Source organism: Natronoarchaeum rubrum (genome assembly GCF_024494695.1).
In genome coordinates, this window is the sequence record NZ_JANHDP010000002.1 from 430,077 (window position 1) to 445,607 (window position 15,531).

Annotated in this window: 12 protein-coding genes; 5 read left to right on the forward strand and 7 right to left on the reverse strand. The window is 68.6% G+C overall.

What is annotated here, in order from left to right; translation table 11 throughout:
- Positions 1-139: 139 nt before the first annotated feature.
- The gene (locus NO931_RS06330) at positions 140-958 is read left to right on the forward strand and encodes an SDR family NAD(P)-dependent oxidoreductase (RefSeq protein WP_256391791.1); all 819 of its coding nucleotides are present in this window, start codon (positions 140-142) and stop codon (positions 956-958) included.
- A 34-nt stretch (positions 959-992) separates the two neighbouring features.
- On the opposite strand, the gene NO931_RS06335 is transcribed toward NO931_RS06330, so the two are convergent.
- Positions 993-2,828: a S9 family peptidase gene (locus tag NO931_RS06335; protein WP_256391792.1), complete on the reverse strand. Its 1,836-nt coding sequence runs from the start codon at positions 2,826-2,828 to the stop codon at positions 993-995.
- A gap of 159 nt (positions 2,829-2,987) precedes the next feature.
- Here NO931_RS06335 and NO931_RS06340 point away from each other — a divergent pair, with 159 nt between their 5' ends.
- Positions 2,988-4,049, forward strand: coding sequence for a glycosyltransferase family 4 protein (locus tag NO931_RS06340; RefSeq protein WP_256391793.1), 1,062 nt, complete (start codon positions 2,988-2,990; stop codon positions 4,047-4,049).
- Here the strand turns inward: NO931_RS06340 and NO931_RS06345 are convergent, their stop codons facing one another.
- Positions 4,050-4,565, reverse strand: coding sequence for a DUF2299 family protein (locus tag NO931_RS06345; protein WP_256391794.1), 516 nt, complete (start codon positions 4,563-4,565; stop codon positions 4,050-4,052).
- 381 nt (positions 4,566-4,946) lie between these two features.
- On the opposite strand from NO931_RS06345, the gene NO931_RS06350 reads away from it, so the two are divergent.
- Positions 4,947-5,123, forward strand: a complete 177-nt coding sequence (locus tag NO931_RS06350; protein WP_256391795.1) for a DUF7511 domain-containing protein — start codon at positions 4,947-4,949, stop codon at positions 5,121-5,123.
- A gap of 158 nt (positions 5,124-5,281) precedes the next feature.
- Here NO931_RS06350 and folP read toward each other — a convergent pair whose 3' ends face one another.
- The 4 genes from folP to gap form a co-directional block, all read right to left on the reverse strand.
- Positions 5,282-7,774 (reverse strand): dihydropteroate synthase, encoded by a 2,493-nt coding sequence (folP, locus tag NO931_RS06355; protein ID WP_256391796.1) that lies wholly within the window; start codon positions 7,772-7,774, stop codon positions 5,282-5,284.
- A 137-nt stretch (positions 7,775-7,911) separates the two neighbouring features.
- Entirely contained in the window at positions 7,912-10,212 is a 2,301-nt protein-coding gene (locus tag NO931_RS06360) for a PAS domain S-box protein (RefSeq protein ID WP_256391797.1), read from the reverse strand.
- 88 nt (positions 10,213-10,300) lie between these two features.
- Complete coding sequence (locus tag NO931_RS06365; RefSeq protein WP_256391798.1) at positions 10,301-11,518, reverse strand: phosphoglycerate kinase; 1,218 nt, start codon at positions 11,516-11,518, stop codon at positions 10,301-10,303.
- Positions 11,519-11,574: 56 nt separating this feature from the next.
- Positions 11,575-12,612, reverse strand: a complete 1,038-nt coding sequence (gene gap / locus NO931_RS06370) for a type I glyceraldehyde-3-phosphate dehydrogenase (protein ID WP_256391799.1) — start codon at positions 12,610-12,612, stop codon at positions 11,575-11,577.
- A 379-nt stretch (positions 12,613-12,991) separates the two neighbouring features.
- On the opposite strand from gap, the gene NO931_RS06375 reads away from it, so the two are divergent.
- Both NO931_RS06375 and NO931_RS06380 read left to right on the forward strand, forming a co-directional pair.
- On the forward strand, positions 12,992-14,047 hold the full coding sequence (locus tag NO931_RS06375) for a type II glyceraldehyde-3-phosphate dehydrogenase (protein ID WP_256391800.1): 1,056 nt from the start codon (positions 12,992-12,994) through the stop codon (positions 14,045-14,047).
- A 145-nt stretch (positions 14,048-14,192) separates the two neighbouring features.
- Complete coding sequence (locus NO931_RS06380) at positions 14,193-14,582, forward strand: Hsp20/alpha crystallin family protein (RefSeq protein WP_256391801.1); 390 nt, start codon at positions 14,193-14,195, stop codon at positions 14,580-14,582.
- Positions 14,583-14,595: 13 nt separating this feature from the next.
- Here the strand turns inward: NO931_RS06380 and NO931_RS06385 are convergent, their stop codons facing one another.
- Positions 14,596-15,468 (reverse strand): ATP-grasp domain-containing protein, encoded by an 873-nt coding sequence (locus tag NO931_RS06385; RefSeq protein WP_256391802.1) that lies wholly within the window; start codon positions 15,466-15,468, stop codon positions 14,596-14,598.
- Between the last annotated feature and the right edge of the window lie 63 nt (positions 15,469-15,531).

The window sequence follows — 15,531 nt, forward strand, 5'->3', positions numbered from 1 at the left end:
CGGCCGCCGAAGGACCGAAGGGAGCCACTACGCACTAGCCGACTGTGAGCCGAGCTATCACGTCCGGCGCCCGGATCGACGCACAGACCGGCCAGGACGCCTCCACGAGGGCGTCGAGCGTTACCAGGGGGGTGGCACCGTGACCGACGGTCCCGTCGCTCCGTCGCCCGCCGAGACGCCGTGTCCCGATCGCTTCGACGGCGACGTCGTGGTGGTCACCGGCTCGACGCGCGGGCTCGGCGAGACGATCGCCCGGCGGTTCGCGGCCGAGGGCGCCGCGGTCGTCGTCTCCGGCCGCACCGTCGAGGACGGCGAAGCGGTGGCGGCGTCGATCCGCGAGGACGAGGGCGAGGCGACGTTCGTCGAAGTCGACCTGCGCGATCCCGACGCCGTCGCGGCGCTGATCGACGCCGCCGCCGAGGAGTACGGCACGCTCGACGTCGTGGTGAACAACGCCGGCGTCGAGACGTACACCGGCGTCGAGGAGGCGACGATGGAAGACTGGAATCTCGTCGTCGAGACCGACCTTCGAGCGTACTGGCTCTGCGTGAAGCGCGCGGCGGAACACATGAACGAGGGCGCCGTCGTCAACGTCTCCTCGAACCACGCGTTCGCGACGACGCCGGAGATGTTTCCGTACAACGCCGTCAAGCCGGCCGTCGAAGGGATGACCCGCGCGATGGCGCTCGATCTGGGCCCGGAGATCCGGGTGAACTCGGTCGCGCCGGGGTGGACCGAGATCGAACGCACCACGGAGGGCCTCGACGAGGAGACGCACGAGCGCGCCAAGGCGAGCCACCCGCTCGGACGACTGGGCCGGCCCGAGGACATCGCCGGCGCCGTCACGTTCCTTGCGAGCGACGACGCCGCCTTCGTCACCGGCACGTCGCTCGTCGTCGACGGCGGCCGGACGGCGGTGCTGCAGGACGACGCGCTGCCCGATTACCGGCGGGAGTAAGTCGCCGGTCGTCAGCCCCGCAACTAGCGGCCGCTCAGACGTGTTCGTCGAGGAACGCCGCGATCGCGGAGTACGCCTCGATCTTGTTCTCCAGCTTGGTGAATCCGTGGCCCTCGTCGTCGAAGATCAGCTTTCGCGTCGGGACGCCCTGCGCGTTGGCTTCCTCGACGATCTGCTCGGCCTCGCCGACGGGCACGCGGGGATCGTTCGCACCGTGGAGCACGAACAGCGGCGAAGCGATCTTCTCGACGGTGTTGACCGGACTGATCGACTCCAGGAACTCGCGGTCCTCGGCCAGCGAGCCGTACTCGGCCTCCCGGAGTTCGCGGCGCCACTCGCCGGTGTTCTCTAGGAACGTGACGAAGTTGGCGATGCCGACGACGTCGACGCCGGCCGCCCAGAGATCGGGGTACTCGGTCAGGCACGCCAGCACCATGAACCCGCCGTAGGACCCGCCCATCACGGCGATCCTGTCTGGGTCGACCGCGGGATGGTCGTGGAGCCACTCGACGCCCGCCCGGACGTCTTTCACCGAGTCCATCCGGTTTCGCACGTCGTCGAGGTGGGTGTACTCCCGGCCGTAGCCCGACGACCCGCGAACGTTGGGCTCGAAGACGGCGTACCCTCGGTCGAGGAAGTACTGCTTGACCGAGCTAAAGCTGGGTCGGCGCTGGCTCTCGGGCCCGCCGTGAATGTCGACGATCACGGGCACGTCGGCGTCGACGCTGTCGCTCTCGCCGGCGCTCGCCGCGCCGGTGGCGTCCTCCGGCAGCGTGAGGTACGCCGGAACGTCCAGTCCGTCGAAGCTCTCGAAGCGTACCAATTCGGGTGTCCGGAACGTCTCGCGAGGGACTCCCGCCGTCGGAGCGTCGGTCCAGCGCTCCGCCTCGCCCGTCTCGAACTCGACGACGTGGACGTTCGTGTTGCTTCCCCGGCCGCTGGCGGTGATCGCGTACCGGTCGCCGTCGGGCGCGAAGTCGACGCCACCCGCCGTTCCTTCGGGCAGATCCGGCGCCGGAACCTCATCGATCTCGGTCGGCCCGGCGAGTTCGCCAGCCGTGATCTCCGTGTAGCCGTCGACGTTGCGCGAGTAGACGAGCCGACCGGTCTCCTCGTCGAGCGCGACGCCGTCGACGTTCCAGTCGCCGCCGTCGACGACCGTTTCCAGGTCGCCCGAACCGAGGTCGAGGCGCGCGAGATAGAGCGTGTCCGCGCCCTCGTCGGTCACGAGGTAGACCGCCTCGCCCTCGGGCCCCCACTCGGCGCCGCTGTAGCGCACGTCGCCCTCGTGGGGCGTGACGTGCTCCAGCTCACCCGATTCGAGATCGAGCACGTGCAGATCGTGGTCGAAGCTCGCGCGGGCCTCGTGGACGAGCAATCGGTCGTCGTCGGGGCTCCAGCCGGCGACCGAGAGCCAGCCCGATCCCTCGTGGACCAGTCGGGCGTCGTCGCCACGCTCGTCGCGGTCCTGCACGTACACGTCGAAGACGGCCTCGTCGCGGCGATTCGAGGCGAACGCGAAGCGCTCGCCGTCGCTCGACCAGCCGCCCCAGCGGTGCTTGGCGTCGGGCATCCCGGTCGCGTTGTCGATCGCTCCGGTTTCGGCGTCCAGCACGAAGAGCTGCTGGCGCTCGTTGCCCCCCTCGTCCATCCCGAACGCCAGTTCGGCGCGCTCGGGCGACCAGTCGACGAAGGTGACTCGCTCCTCGTCGAACGTACGCTGGGTCGGCCACTGCCGGGGGCCGTCGAGCGTCCACACCTGCGGGACGCCGGTGGTGTCCATCTGGAAGGCGAGCCGCTCGCCGTCGGGGCCAAAGGAGGAGCCGTAGGCGCTGCGGACGTTGAGATATCGGTCGATAGAGTAGGCCATATCGGGTCCAACACCGCTGGGGCCGAGTAGCTTCCGGCGTCTCGCGACGCTGGCGTTTCACAGACACGTCCGGCTGGCGACACGCAACGTCCCGCAGCCAGATGCGACGCCGCCGGAAAATAGCCGGGATTTTTAACAGATCGTTTCATCTGGCGTGGTATGCGCGTCGCGCTGGTTTCGCTGACGACTACGCACCACCGTGACGCATCTCCGGAACGGCGGCTCCGGCGGGTGGCGACGTCGCTGGCCGATCGAGGCCACGACGTCCACGTCTTCTGTGCCAGATGGTGGACCAACACCGACGACACGCGCGAGGAGGCGGGCCTGACGTACCACGGCGTCACCCTCGACGAGACGGCCCGCCAGTCGTTTCTCCTCCGTGCGCCGTTCGCGATCGCTCGTGCGGATCCCGACGTCGTCCACGCTGGTGCGACGTATCCGCCGGCGATCGCCGCCGCCAGCGTCGGTGCGACGCTGGCCCGGACGCCGCTGCTGGCCGACTGGTACGACCCCGAGGGCGCGGACGGGGGCTTTCTCACCCGCCGGGCGCTGACCGCGCCCGACCGCATCGTCACGCCCTCGCGGCTCGTCCGGACGCGGCTTCGCGAACACGGCGCCGACATGGAGCGCCTGCAGGTCGTCCCCAACGGCGTCGACTTCGACCTGATTCGGTCGACCGATCCGGCCGACGAGCGCCACGTCGTGTACGCCCGCCGGCTCGACGAGGGGGCCAACTTGGAGAGTCTGCTGCTCGGGCTCGCCGAGTTGCGGGACTTCGAGTGGTCGGCGACCGTGATCGGCGACGGCCCCGAGCGCGAGGCCTACGAGCAGCAAGCGCGGGACCTCCGGATCGAGGACCGGATCGAGTTCGTCGGCGAGCTCTCCCGCGAGGACCGGGTCGCGATCTACCGGAGCGCCCACGTGTTCGTCCAGACTGCCCGGCAGTGCAAGTTCGCGACCGAACTGCTGTGGGCGCTGGCGTGTGGCTGCGTCGGCATCGTCGAGTACCACGCCGATTCGAGCGCTCACGAGCTCGTCGAGGGGCGCGAGCGCGGCTTCCGGACGACCAGCGAGCAGGAGCTGGCCGACGCCATCCGCGAGGCCGGCGAGATGGAGCCGATGACCGTCGACGAGGACTTCTCGGGGTTCGATCGCGGCGCCGTGCTCGACAAGTATCTCGATCTGTACCGGGAGCTGCGATCGCAGTACGGGCTGCTGTAGCTACTCCGCCGTCTCCTCGCCGTTGTCACCGCTCGCCTCTCCACCGCCGTCGCCGGTCGTCTCCCGAACGACGGCGACGACGTTCTGGACGTGACGCATCCCCTTCGCGATCGCGATCACGTCGCCCATCAGCCGATCCCGACTCAGTCCGTCAGGGTAGCGGCGCTGCTCGAACTGGATCGTCCGGAGATCGGAAAACTCGCAGCGAGTGCCCTCCTCGTCCATGAACGTGTAGAACCCGGGCACGGTGACCAGCACGGGGCTCAACTGGGAGAACAGTTCGCGCTGCCGGCGATCGTCGTCGAGCAGCGCGGCGACGCGTTCGGTGTCGAACCCGCACTTCCCGACGATCCGGACCGGGCCGGACCGCTCCTCTTTGATGACGTGCAGCGGCATCCGCGAGACTTCGAGTTCGAGATTGAATTCGGTCGTCGACTCGGAGGTCTCCGTAATCTCGCCGACGACGCTCGGGTCGAGCCACGCCCGCACCTGCTCGACGGTGATGCGTTCGACCATGGGCGTCTATCCACGGACGCGATAAAAAGCGACGGGTAAGACCAGTGGCAGCGTTCGGTCTCGAAGACGGACAGACGTGGAAATGGTCGTAGGGCCCGGAGCGAGTGGTATCACGATCGGGACGGCTCAGCAACGCCGGGCGGCCTACGGACCGGGACGGTACAACTCGGCTTCGGTCGGTTTCTCCTGTGTGTCGAATCGGATCACCTCCTGTGTTACTTGTTCACGAATATCACTTCCTGGCTTAAAAGCTTTTCGTAAGATGTGCTAGTACACTCGTGATTATCCATGCGTCTAACGAGTCTATCGTGAGATAGTTGGACAAGATGTAAATAGTCGTGGAGCACAAGTTACGATTGGTAACAAACCATGTCCCAACGGATGTCCGACGACGCGGCGCCTGCGCAGCCCGGCGAGCTCGAACACGTCACCGTCACCGACGACGAGGGGCCGCCTACGTGCACGATCTTCCCGCAGGACTGCTCTGAGGAGAAGCTGGTGACCCATTGGATCACCGCCGAGGAATCGTCGTTCGTCGCGCTCGATCGGTGGCAGTGACCGGACGGGCTACTCGTCGTCTGACTCGCCGTCGGGCCCTGCGCTCGAAAATCGAGATTTTCGGCATCCTCAAAGGAGCGCTTGCGCTCTTTTGGACCTCGCGGGAGCTCGCTCCCGCTCAGTGACGAGAGAGCTCCGCGCTCTCGAACCACCTCGACTCAGTCTCGGCAGGACGCCGACGACGCCGCGGCGACGTTGACCGCGGCGACGTTCTCCGCTACGTCGTGGACGCGCACGATGTCGGCGCCCCGATCCGCGGCCAGCGCCGTGCCCGCTACGGTCGGCGGACCGCGCTCGCCGGCGTCCTGACCGGTGTGCGCGTACATCGACTTGTGGGAGTGACCGACCAGCACCGGACAGCCGAAGGCGTCGAACTCGTCGATGCGGCCGAGCAGCTCGAACGCCTCGGTTGCCGACTTCGCGAATCCGAGTCCGGGATCGACGACGATCTGCTCGCGGTCGAGACCGGCCTTCTCGGCCAGTAGCACGCGCTCGCGGAGCTGGTCGATCACGTCCGTCACGACGTCGTCGTACTCCACGTCGGCGTCCGGATCGACGGGCGCGTTGACGCTGTGCATCACCACCAGCGGAGCGTCGTACTCCGCGGCGACGAAGCGCATCTCCGGGTCCTCCAGCCCCGAAACGTCGTTCAGGATGTCGGCGCCGGCCTCCAGCGCGGCGCGACCCACCTCGGCCCGGCGGGTGTCGACCGACACCATCGCGTCGAGGTCGGCGATACGCTCGACGACCGGGACGACGCGTTCTTTTTCCTCCTCGACGGGGACCGGCTCGGCGCCCGGACGGGTGCTCTCGCCGCCGACGTCGACGATGTCGGCGCCCTCCTCGACCATCTTTTCGGCCCGCGCGACGGCGTCCTCGACGGCGTCGTACTCGCCGCCGTCGTGGAAGCTATCGGGCGTGACGTTCAGGATGCCCATCACCGCGGTGCCGTCCGCCCAGGGGTACTCGCGGCTGCTGGTGGCGGAGTCAGCCTTCGCGTCGGTGTCGCGCTCCGGAGCAGCGGCGTCGCCGTCCAGCGCCAGCGTCTCGCGTAGCTCGTCGGCGATCGTGCCGAGCCCCTCGCCCCGCTCGTCCAGTTGCTCGACGAGCGCCTCGAACTCGGCGAGCGTCCCCAGCAGCGCGACGTCGACGACGGCGTCGTCCTGTTCGCTCACGCCCGACAGCGCGCAGTCGCCGCCGACGTCGAGCATCGCCGCTTCGAGCCGCCGGGCCTGGCGCGTCCGGACGCGCGTCGTCAGCACGCGGTGGACGCCGTCGGCCGCCGTCCGCTCGATCTCGGCGTCCGGGACGTGCGCGCCGTCGAGCGTCGATCGCGCGTCGTCGATATCCCGAACGCGATGGGGGAACTGCAGGCGCGACCAGCGCGTTCTGGCCTCGGCGACGGTAAAGAGCGAACCGGTCACCAGCACGCAGTCGCCCTCGTCGGCGGCGTCGAGCGCGTCGGCGACGGCGCCCTCGACGGACCCGCCCGCGACGACTTCCGCGGCGCCGGCGCGCTCGAACACTTCCGCGAGCACGGCGGCGTCCTCCGATCGGTCGAGATCGGGCTCGCAGGCGACGACGCGGTCGGGCGTCGGGAGCGCGGCGGCCATCTCGCCGTGGTCTTTGTCGTGCATCGCACCGAACACGACGTGGAGGTCGTCGTAGTCGAACTCGGCGAGCGCGCCGGCGAGCTTCTCGCAGGCACCGGGGTTGTGGGCGCCGTCGAGCACGGTCAGGGGCTCGCGTTCGAGCACCTCGAACCGGCCCGGCCAGTGGGCCTGCCGGAGGCCCCGCTCGATGCGCTCTTCAGCGACCGGCTCGCCGCCCAGGCGCTCGGTCACCTGCCGGGCGAGCGCGGCGGCGATGCCGGCGTTGTCGGCCTGGTAGGCGCCGACCGTCGGGACGCGCGCGTCGACCGACCAGCCCGGTCCCGCGACCGAAACGGCCGACTCGGTGTGGTTCCGCCGGCCGCCGTAGGACGGCACCACGTCGCCCTCAGTTCCGACCGTCAGCACGTCGCCGGCAATTTCGCGGACGGCGTCGAGCGCCTCGCCCTCGGCGCCGGTGACCAGCGGCGCGTCGGCGGGCGCGACGTGGGCCTTGTCGCGGGCGATCTCGGCGATCGTGTCCCCGAGCACGTCGGTGTGTTCGAGCGTCACGGTCGTCACCGCGCTCGCGATCGGGTCGACGACGCTCGTCGCGTCGAGCTTGCCGCCGATGCCGACTTCGAGCACGGCGACGTCGACGTCGCGCCGGTCGAACTGCCAGAGCGCCATCGCGGTCGTCGCCTCGAAAAACGTCGGCGAGACGCCGTCGGCGCCCTTCTCGCGGACGTACGGTGCGATCTCGTCGGCGAACTCGGCGACGGCACTCGTCTGGATCTTCCGCCCGTCGACGCGGATCCGCTCGCGCAGGTCTTCCAGATGCGGCGAGGTAAAGAGTCCCACCGTCAGCCCGGCCTCGCGCAGGATCGACTCGACCATCCTCGCGGTCGAGCCCTTGCCGTTCGATCCGGCGATCTGCACGCAGGCCAGCCCGTCGTGGGGGTCGTCCAGGTGAGAGAGGAGGTCGGCGGTCGATTCGATCCCGGGGCGCGGGCCGAACCGCCGAAGGTCGTAGAGGAAGTTCGCCGCCTCGTGGAACTTCATACTCGCACGTCTCCTGCCGCGCGCTTTAGCCCTTCGGAACGGTCGCTTTCGCCCGCCGGGCGACGCCGGAGAGCGGCGTCGAGACGCCGCCGCGAACGCTCGACCCGAGCGGGACGCTGCGACGATCTCGGCTCGATTCAGTGCGACGGCGCCGCGTCCGGCGATGCGACGCCGTCGATCTCGAACCGCGCACCCCCATGCTCGCTCTCGGCGACGTCGATCGTCCAGTCGTGGGCGTCGACGATCTGCTCGACGATCGCCAGCCCGAACCCGGTTCCGTCGGGCGCGGTCGTGTGGCCCTGCTCGAACACCGCTTCGCGTTCCTCCAACGGGATCCCCGGCCCGTCGTCCTCGACGAAAAACCCCTCGTCGTCGGGCAGTGCGCCCATTCTGACGGTCACGTCGTCCGGGCCGTGTTCGACGGCGTTTCGAAAGAGGTTCTCCAGCAGTTGGCGCAGCCGTGACTCGTCGGCCTGAAGCGTCGGCGCCCCGTCGAGTTCGACGCTCGCGTCCGCCGTGTCTGCCGTCTCCCAGGCGTCCCGCGCGACGGCGTCGAGCGCGATCGTCTCGACGTCGCCGACCGAGTCTCCCTGTTGGGCCAGCGTCAGCAGGTCGTCGATCAGCGCGTCGATTCGTTCGAGCGACTGCTCGACCTCCGCGAGCTGGTCGTCGTCGCCGTCGCTGCGCTCGCGTGCGACCTCGAGGTGGCCCATCGCCACCGTCAGGGGGTTCCGGATGTCGTGGCTGACGACGCTGGCGAACTGTTCGAGCCGCTCGTTCGTCTGTTCGAGCTGGCCGTTCGCCCGTTCGAGCTGTTCCTGCCGGCGCTGGCGTTCGAGCTCGTGGCTGGCCCACTGGGCGAGCAGCTCGACGAACGTCCGCTCGGAGTCCGAAAAGAGCTTCTCGCGCGCGGCGTCGTCGGCGAAACAGAAGGTTCCGAACAGCTCGCCGTGGACCTCGATCTTCGATCCCAGGTAACAGGACAGCCCCCAGCGGTCGTACGTCGCGGCGTCGAGCCAGTCGCCCCCCGCGGCGTCCGCGGCGCCGACCAGCTCGTCGGACTCGATCGTCGCCTCGCAGTACGCTTCCGAGAGCGGCGAGGTCGCCCCCTCGCGGAGCTTCTCGTGGTCGCCTTCGACTGCGAGGATCTCCTGGCGACCGTCCTCGATGCGAGTCAGAAAGCCCAGCGAGAGCCCCAGTCGCGAGCAACCGATCCCGAGAATCCGGTGGAGCTTCTCGTCGAAGGAGAGATCGGGATTCGACGTGACGTCGTAGAGTTCGCGCAGCGAGCGCTCGCTGGTCTGGAGCTCCTCTTGAATCCGGTTGCGCTCGGAGATGTCCCGACCCTCGGCGATCAGCGAGACGACCCGGCCGTCCTCGTCGGTGACGGGTCGGATCGTCCCGTCGATCGTCGCCGTCTCGCCGTCGGGGGCGTGGTGGGTCGCCTCGTAGCGCACCGACTCGCCGGCGGCGGAGCGGTCGACCCATTCCCTGAGCTGCTCCCGCGGCGCACTCGGGTGGTCCCACCACGGCGTGTCCCAGAACGGAACGCCGTGGACCGACTCGAAGTCCGCGTCGACGAACTCCAGGGCGGTGCCGTTGGCCTTGCGGACGATCCCGTCGGGATCCAGCAGTACGATAAATGAGTCGGGATCGTCGAACACGGCGTCGAACTGGCGCTTGTACTCCCGGAGCCTGCGCTCGCGAGCGTTGCGCTCGGTGACGTCGCGGACGATCCCCGAGAACAGCCGCTCGCCGCCTCTGTGGTGTTCCTCGAAGGAGATCGCCAGCGTGATCTCGCGGCCGTCGCTGTGGCGCCCGGGCAGCTCGACGTAGTTCCAGTCGATCGTCCGCTCGCCCGATTCGAGGTACGCCGCCATCCCCTCGTTGTGGTCGGCGCGGAACGACTCGGGGATCAGCGTCGTCAGCGGCTCGCCTTCGACTTCGGCGGCGTCGTAGCCGAACACCTCCGAGACGGTGTCGTTGGCAAAGCGGATCGTGCTCGACTCGTCGACGACGAGGATCGCGTCCGACGCCTCGTGGACGAGATTCTGGTAAAACCGCTCATCAGCGTCGCCGGCGTTCCGGTCGACGACGCTCTCGATCCGCCGTTCGAGCGTCCTCGACGGGTCGGGCGCGTCGGCCCGGACGTACTCGTCGACCGTAGAATCGGCGTCGGCAGCGTCCTCGAGGGCGGCATCGATCAGAACGACCGGAATCTCCGGCGCAGAATCGCGCACTCGCTCGGCGACTGTCCGCCAACCCTCGTCCGACGCCGTCGTGACGACGCAGTCGACGTCCCCGTCTTCGATCCGCGCGACGGCGTCGGCAGCGCCCGTCGCTTCAACAACGTCGAACCGCTCGTGGCCGGGGACCGGCGTCGACGCTGGTGGGTCGGCGTCGACGTACAGAACTGAGATGTGCCCCGAGGCGTTCATACCTACAGGGTGTATTCCAGCTACTTGAATCCGTTTGCGGCGGCGTGCGTCGCGATCGAGGGCTTCCCGGCGCGGGGTCGTCCCCGCTCTACCGCTCGGCGGCCGCTTCGAGCGCCTCGACGGCCGGCAGCGGTGCGCCGGTCAGGGCGCGCAGGTAGGCGCCGCCGGCGATCGAGAGGTGGTCGAAGTTCTCCTCGCCCAGATCGTACATCGTGACGGTGCGGGAGGTGTCGCCGCCGCCGACGACCGAGTAGCAGTCGGTCTCGGCGACCGCCCGCAGGACGCCGACGGTGCCGTGGCTGAACTGCTCCATCTCGAAGACGCCCAGCGCGCCCTTCACGAGCACCGCCTCGGACTCTCGGACGTGGGGCTGGTACGCCTCGACGGTCTCCTCGCCGATGTCCAGGTACTCGTCGGGGTGGTCGGCGGCGTCCTCGACGCGCTCGGTGACGCGCTCGCCGTCCTCGCCCTCGCGTGCGACGTCGACCGGCAGCGAGATCCGGTCGCCGTACCGCTCTTTGACCTCGCGGATCGTTTCCTCGTTTTCGGCCCAGCTCTCGTCGTACAGGCCGGGGCCCTCGGGCGTGTCGATGCCGATCTCGTACCCCTCCGACCGGAGGAACAGCTGGCCGACGATGCCGCCCAGCAGGAACAGGTCGACCTTCTCGTCGAGGTTCTCCATCGCGGCGACGACGTCCTCGACCTTGGTGCCGCCCAGCACCATCGTCACTTTGCCGTCGAACTCCCGGCGCTCGATCGAGGTGTTGTACTCGTACTCGTCTTCCATCACGCGGCCGGCGTAGCTGTCCATGACCTGCGGGAAGCCGACGATCGAGGCGTGGGGGCGGTGGGCGACCGAGTAGCCGTCGTTGACGTAGGCGTCGAACTCGGGCGCCAGCGTCTGGACGAGGTCGCTCTCGCCGTGTTCCTCGGGGGTGCGGTCGGCGAGCTCATCGTCGGTCATGCGGACGTTCTCGAGGACGAGCACGTCGCCGCCGTCGAGCTCCTCGATCGCGTCGAGGGCCTCGTCGCCGTACGTCGAGGGGACGTAGTCGACGTCCGTCCCGACGTGCTCGGCGAGGATGTCGGCGTGCTGTTCGAGCGTGACGAACGTGTCGCGGCCGGGCCTGCCCTGATGGGCCAGCAGCGCGACGGCGTGGCCGTCCTCTGCCAGTTCGGCGATCGTCTCGGCGTGGCGGGCGAACCGGCGGTTGTCCTGCACCGCGCCGTCGTCGACGGGGGCGTTCACGTCGATCCGCATCAGGAGTCGCTGCTGGGTGTCGAGGTCGTCGATGGTGTTGAACATGGGTTGTGAAATCGGCGGAAAGTAAGTGAGCGAACGGTTCGGCGGGGGCTACGGCGTCAGGCCGAGGCTTCGAGCTCGGACTCCTCGACGACGTGCGTCGCGAGGTCGAGCATGCGGTTCGAGAAGCCGTACTCGTTGTCGTACCACGCGAGCACCTTCACCTGGCCGCCGACCTTCATCGTCGAGTCGGCGTCGATCAGCGAGGAGTAGGGCTGGCCGACGACGTCTCGCGAGACGATCTCGTTCTCGGTGTAACCCATGACGCCCTCGAGCTCGCCGTTCGCGGCGTCCTCGAACGCGGCGTTGACCTCCTCGATCGAGGCGTCCGCTTCGAGGTTGACCGTGAGGTCGGTGATCGAGCCGTCCGGGACGGGCACGCGCATCGCCATGCCGTCGAGCTTGCCCTCGAGTTCGGGCAGGACCTCGGTCGTCGCCTGCGCGGCGCCGGTCGAGGTCGGAACGATGTTCTCGGCGGCGGCGCGGCCGCGGCGGCGCTTGCGGTTCGGACCGTCGACGAGGCTCTGGGTGCCGGTGTAGGCGTGGGTCGTCGTCAGGACGCCCGACTCGATGCCGAACTCCTCGTCGAGCACCTTCGCGACCGGCGCGACGGAGTTGGTGGTACAGGAGGCGTTCGAGACGACGTCCTGCCCCTCGTACTCGTCGTGGTTGACGCCGTAGACGATCGTCAGAACCTCCTTCTCGCCCTTCGGGGGCGCGGAGATGATCGTCTTGTCGGCGCCGGCCTCGACGTGCTTGTAGGCGTCGTCGTAGTTGCGGAACAGGCCGGTGCACTCGAAGGCGACGTCGACGTCGAGGTCGTCCCAGGGCAGCTCGGCGGGGTCTTTCTCCGAGAGGATCGGCACCGTTCGGTCGCCGACGACGAGGTCGCCGTCGTCGTCGATCTCGACGTCCTCGGTGCGGCCGTGGACGCTGTCGTACTTCAGGAGATAGGCCATGTCGTCGACGTCCATCACGTCGTTGATCCCGACGATCTCGATGCCGTCGGTCACGAGCGAGGCGCGAAACACGTTGCGCCCGATGCGACCGAACCCGTTCAGCCCTACGCGGAGCGTATCGTCTGCTGAGTCACTCATACTGACTTGGTACGACCTTCCGGCTAAAGTATTTACCTAAATAGGAGTCGGCGTCTAGATCTGCATTGTAATTAATTGTTGAGGATTACAAAACGGCGCCTGACGGTTCGATTCCTGAAAAAATAGGGAACGGACAGAAACAAACGATTACCCTCCGAACATATCTAGAGTTTCTTACTTGTGACGCTCCGCGTCCCTCGAGCGATGTGTTGGACGGTATCATTGCTCATGTCTGTCAGAGCGCGGAGATTCCCGTCGCGACGCTCTGGCACGGGCGCCCGTCCGCTTTCTACGGATCGTCGCCTTAACAACTCTATTTCGAGTAAGGATCTATCAGCTAGTACGAACATTTATCCCGGCGCTGGTCGCAACCTCATACATGCTCCACGTGGGCGTCAACGGGTACGGTACGATCGGCAAGCGCGTCGCCGACGCGGTGCGGGCACAGCCGGATATGACGATCGCGGGCGTGACAAAGACGAGTCCCGACTTCGCGGCCGAGGGGGCTCGTGCCGCGGGCTATCCCCTCTACGCGTGCGACGAGGGGTCGGTCGACGAGTTCCACGCCGCGGGCCTCGCCGTCGACGGGACGGTCGAGGACATGGTCGACGCCAGCGACGTCGTCGTCGACGCGACGCCGGGCGGCGTCGGCGCGGAGTACCGCCCGCTCTACGAGGCCCATGACACGCCCGCCGTGTTCCAGGGCGCCGAGGCTCCGGACGTGGCCGAGACGAGCTTCAACTCGCGTGCGAACTTCGAGACCGCCCGGGACGCCGACTACGTGCGGGTCGTCTCCTGCAACACGACCGGGCTCTCGCGCCTGCTCGCTCCGCTCGCGGAGACCTACGGCGTCGAGAAAGCCCGGACGACGCTGGTGCGTCGCGGCGGTGATCCCACCCAGTCCGAGCGCGGGCCGATCAACGACATCCTCCCCGACCCGGTCGAGGTGCCCTCCCACCACGGTCCGGACGTACAGACGATCTTCCCCGACCTGTCGATCGACACGCTCGGACTGACGGTGCCGGCGACGCTGATGCACCTCCACAGCGTCAACGTCACGCTGGAGTCGACACCCGATCCCCACGAGGTGCGCGACCTGCTCGACGCCGAGTCGCGGCTGTTCGTCGTTCCCGAGCGCTCCGGGATCGAGAGCTGCGGCCAGCTCCGCGAGTACGCCCGCGACGCCGGCCGCCCGCGCGGGGACGTCTGGGAGAACTGCGTCTGGGGCGAGTCGATCACCGTCGAGGGCCGGGACTTCTACTGCTTCCAGGCGATCCACCAGGAGGCCGACGTCGTGCCCGAGAACGTCGACGCGCTCCGGGCGATGTTCGACATGGCCGACGCCGAGGAGAGCGTGGCCCGAACGAACGCCGCGCTGGGCCTCGAACGCGACGGCGACGCCCGTCCGGACCCGCGGGTCGCGGCCGACGACTGAGCGGCACCGATCGCTGACGGCGTTCCGGCGTCCGCAGCGCCAGCGGCCGCGGAGCGGGCGGCCGCAGCGGCGTCGTCGCGCGGGCTCGTCGGCGAATTCCGGGGCCGACAGAAGGTTTTTGCCCGGGTAGGAACTACCAATGCGTATGCACCGCGACGACCGCGACGACCCCTTCGACGATCTCTTCCGGGAGATCGAGCGGATGATGAACGACGTGATCGGGCAGGGCGACGTCGACGTCGGCTTCGAGAACGACGCCGGGTTCGGCAGCGACACCCACGTGGACGTCCACGAGACCGACGAGGAGGTCCGCGTCATCGCCGACATCCCCGGCGTCGAGAAGGAGGACATCGACCTCCAGTGCGACGGGACGGTGCTGACGATCGGCGCCGCCAGCGAGCGCCGCACCTACGACGATCGGGTGACGCTGCCCAGCCGCGTCGACGAGCACACCGCCGACGCGACGTACAACAACGGCGTCCTCGAAGTCGTGTTCGACCGGGCCGACGACTCGGCGGACATCGACCTGGAGTAAGTCCTCTTCTCGCTCACTCTTCGGCCCGCTGCCGGATCGACGCCGCCAGCCGGTCGTAGAAGCCCGGCTCGTACTTCGTCTCGGCGTCGATCGTCGGCCGGGCGTTCGTTTCGCTCACGACCACCTGGTCCCCGCTCGCGAGCAGATCGACGCCGACGAACGACAGCTCCAGCTCGGCGGCGACGCGCTCGGCCAGACGCCGCCACTCGTCGGGCAGGTCGACGCCGGTCGCCTCGGCGCCCCGGTGGACGTTGTGCTTCCACTGGCCCGCCGCCAGCGCGTCGTCGGGGAGGCGCCGCTCGACCGCGCCCACGAACTCGCCGTCGAGCACCATCGCCCGGTAGTCTCGCGCGTCGGGGAGGTACTCCTGAATCAGGAACGACTTGTCGCCGGTCGCCTGAAAGTCGTGGACGAGATCGAGGTAGTCGACGACGCCCAGAAAGGAGTCCAGATCGTCGACCCGCGCGACGCCGACCCCGCGCGTGGTGGAGGTGGGCTTGACGACCACAGGAGGATCGAACCGCTCGAAGGCGGCGATCAGTTCCTCGTCGTCGACGGGGTTCGACACGAGCGTCGTCTCGGGTACCGGCAGCCCCGCACGATCGAGGCGGGCGATCACGCCAGCCTTGTTCCGCGAGGTGAGGACGGCGTCGCGACCGTTGAGCCACGGCACGTCGAGCGCGGCGTCGGCCGCCCCGCCCTCGATCATCCGGCCGGGGAAGACGAAGCCGACGTCGAACTCGTCGGGCGACCACGGTCGCTCGCCGGTGAGCGGCACCGTCCGCTCGGAGACCGGGCAGTGGCGCGCCTCGATCCCGCGCTCGGCCAGCGGCTCGGCCATCCGCTCGAACGTCTCCGCGCGGTTCGCGACCGCGAGCGTCAGCATACCGCTCTCTGGGGGCCGGAGCGGGAAAAAGGCAGCCGAACGCGGGGCGCCGAAGCTGTCGGG

Coding starts and splice junctions, on each gene's coding strand:
- NO931_RS06335 (WP_256391792.1), bottom strand. CDS start 2,828: ATGGCCTACTCTATCGACCGATATCTCAACGTCCGCAGCGCCTACGGC.
- NO931_RS06340 (WP_256391793.1), top strand. CDS start 2,988: ATGCGCGTCGCGCTGGTTTCGCTGACGACTACGCACCACCGTGACGCA.
- NO931_RS06345 (WP_256391794.1), bottom strand. CDS start 4,565: ATGGTCGAACGCATCACCGTCGAGCAGGTGCGGGCGTGGCTCGACCCG.
- NO931_RS06350 (WP_256391795.1), top strand. CDS start 4,947: ATGTCCGACGACGCGGCGCCTGCGCAGCCCGGCGAGCTCGAACACGTC.
- folP (WP_256391796.1), bottom strand. CDS start 7,774: ATGAAGTTCCACGAGGCGGCGAACTTCCTCTACGACCTTCGGCGGTTC.
- NO931_RS06360 (WP_256391797.1), bottom strand. CDS start 10,212: ATGAACGCCTCGGGGCACATCTCAGTTCTGTACGTCGACGCCGACCCA.
- NO931_RS06365 (WP_256391798.1), bottom strand. CDS start 11,518: ATGTTCAACACCATCGACGACCTCGACACCCAGCAGCGACTCCTGATG.
- gap (WP_256391799.1), bottom strand. CDS start 12,612: ATGAGTGACTCAGCAGACGATACGCTCCGCGTAGGGCTGAACGGGTTC.
- NO931_RS06375 (WP_256391800.1), top strand. CDS start 12,992: ATGCTCCACGTGGGCGTCAACGGGTACGGTACGATCGGCAAGCGCGTC.
- NO931_RS06380 (WP_256391801.1), top strand. CDS start 14,193: ATGCACCGCGACGACCGCGACGACCCCTTCGACGATCTCTTCCGGGAG.
- NO931_RS06385 (WP_256391802.1), bottom strand. CDS start 15,468: ATGCTGACGCTCGCGGTCGCGAACCGCGCGGAGACGTTCGAGCGGATG.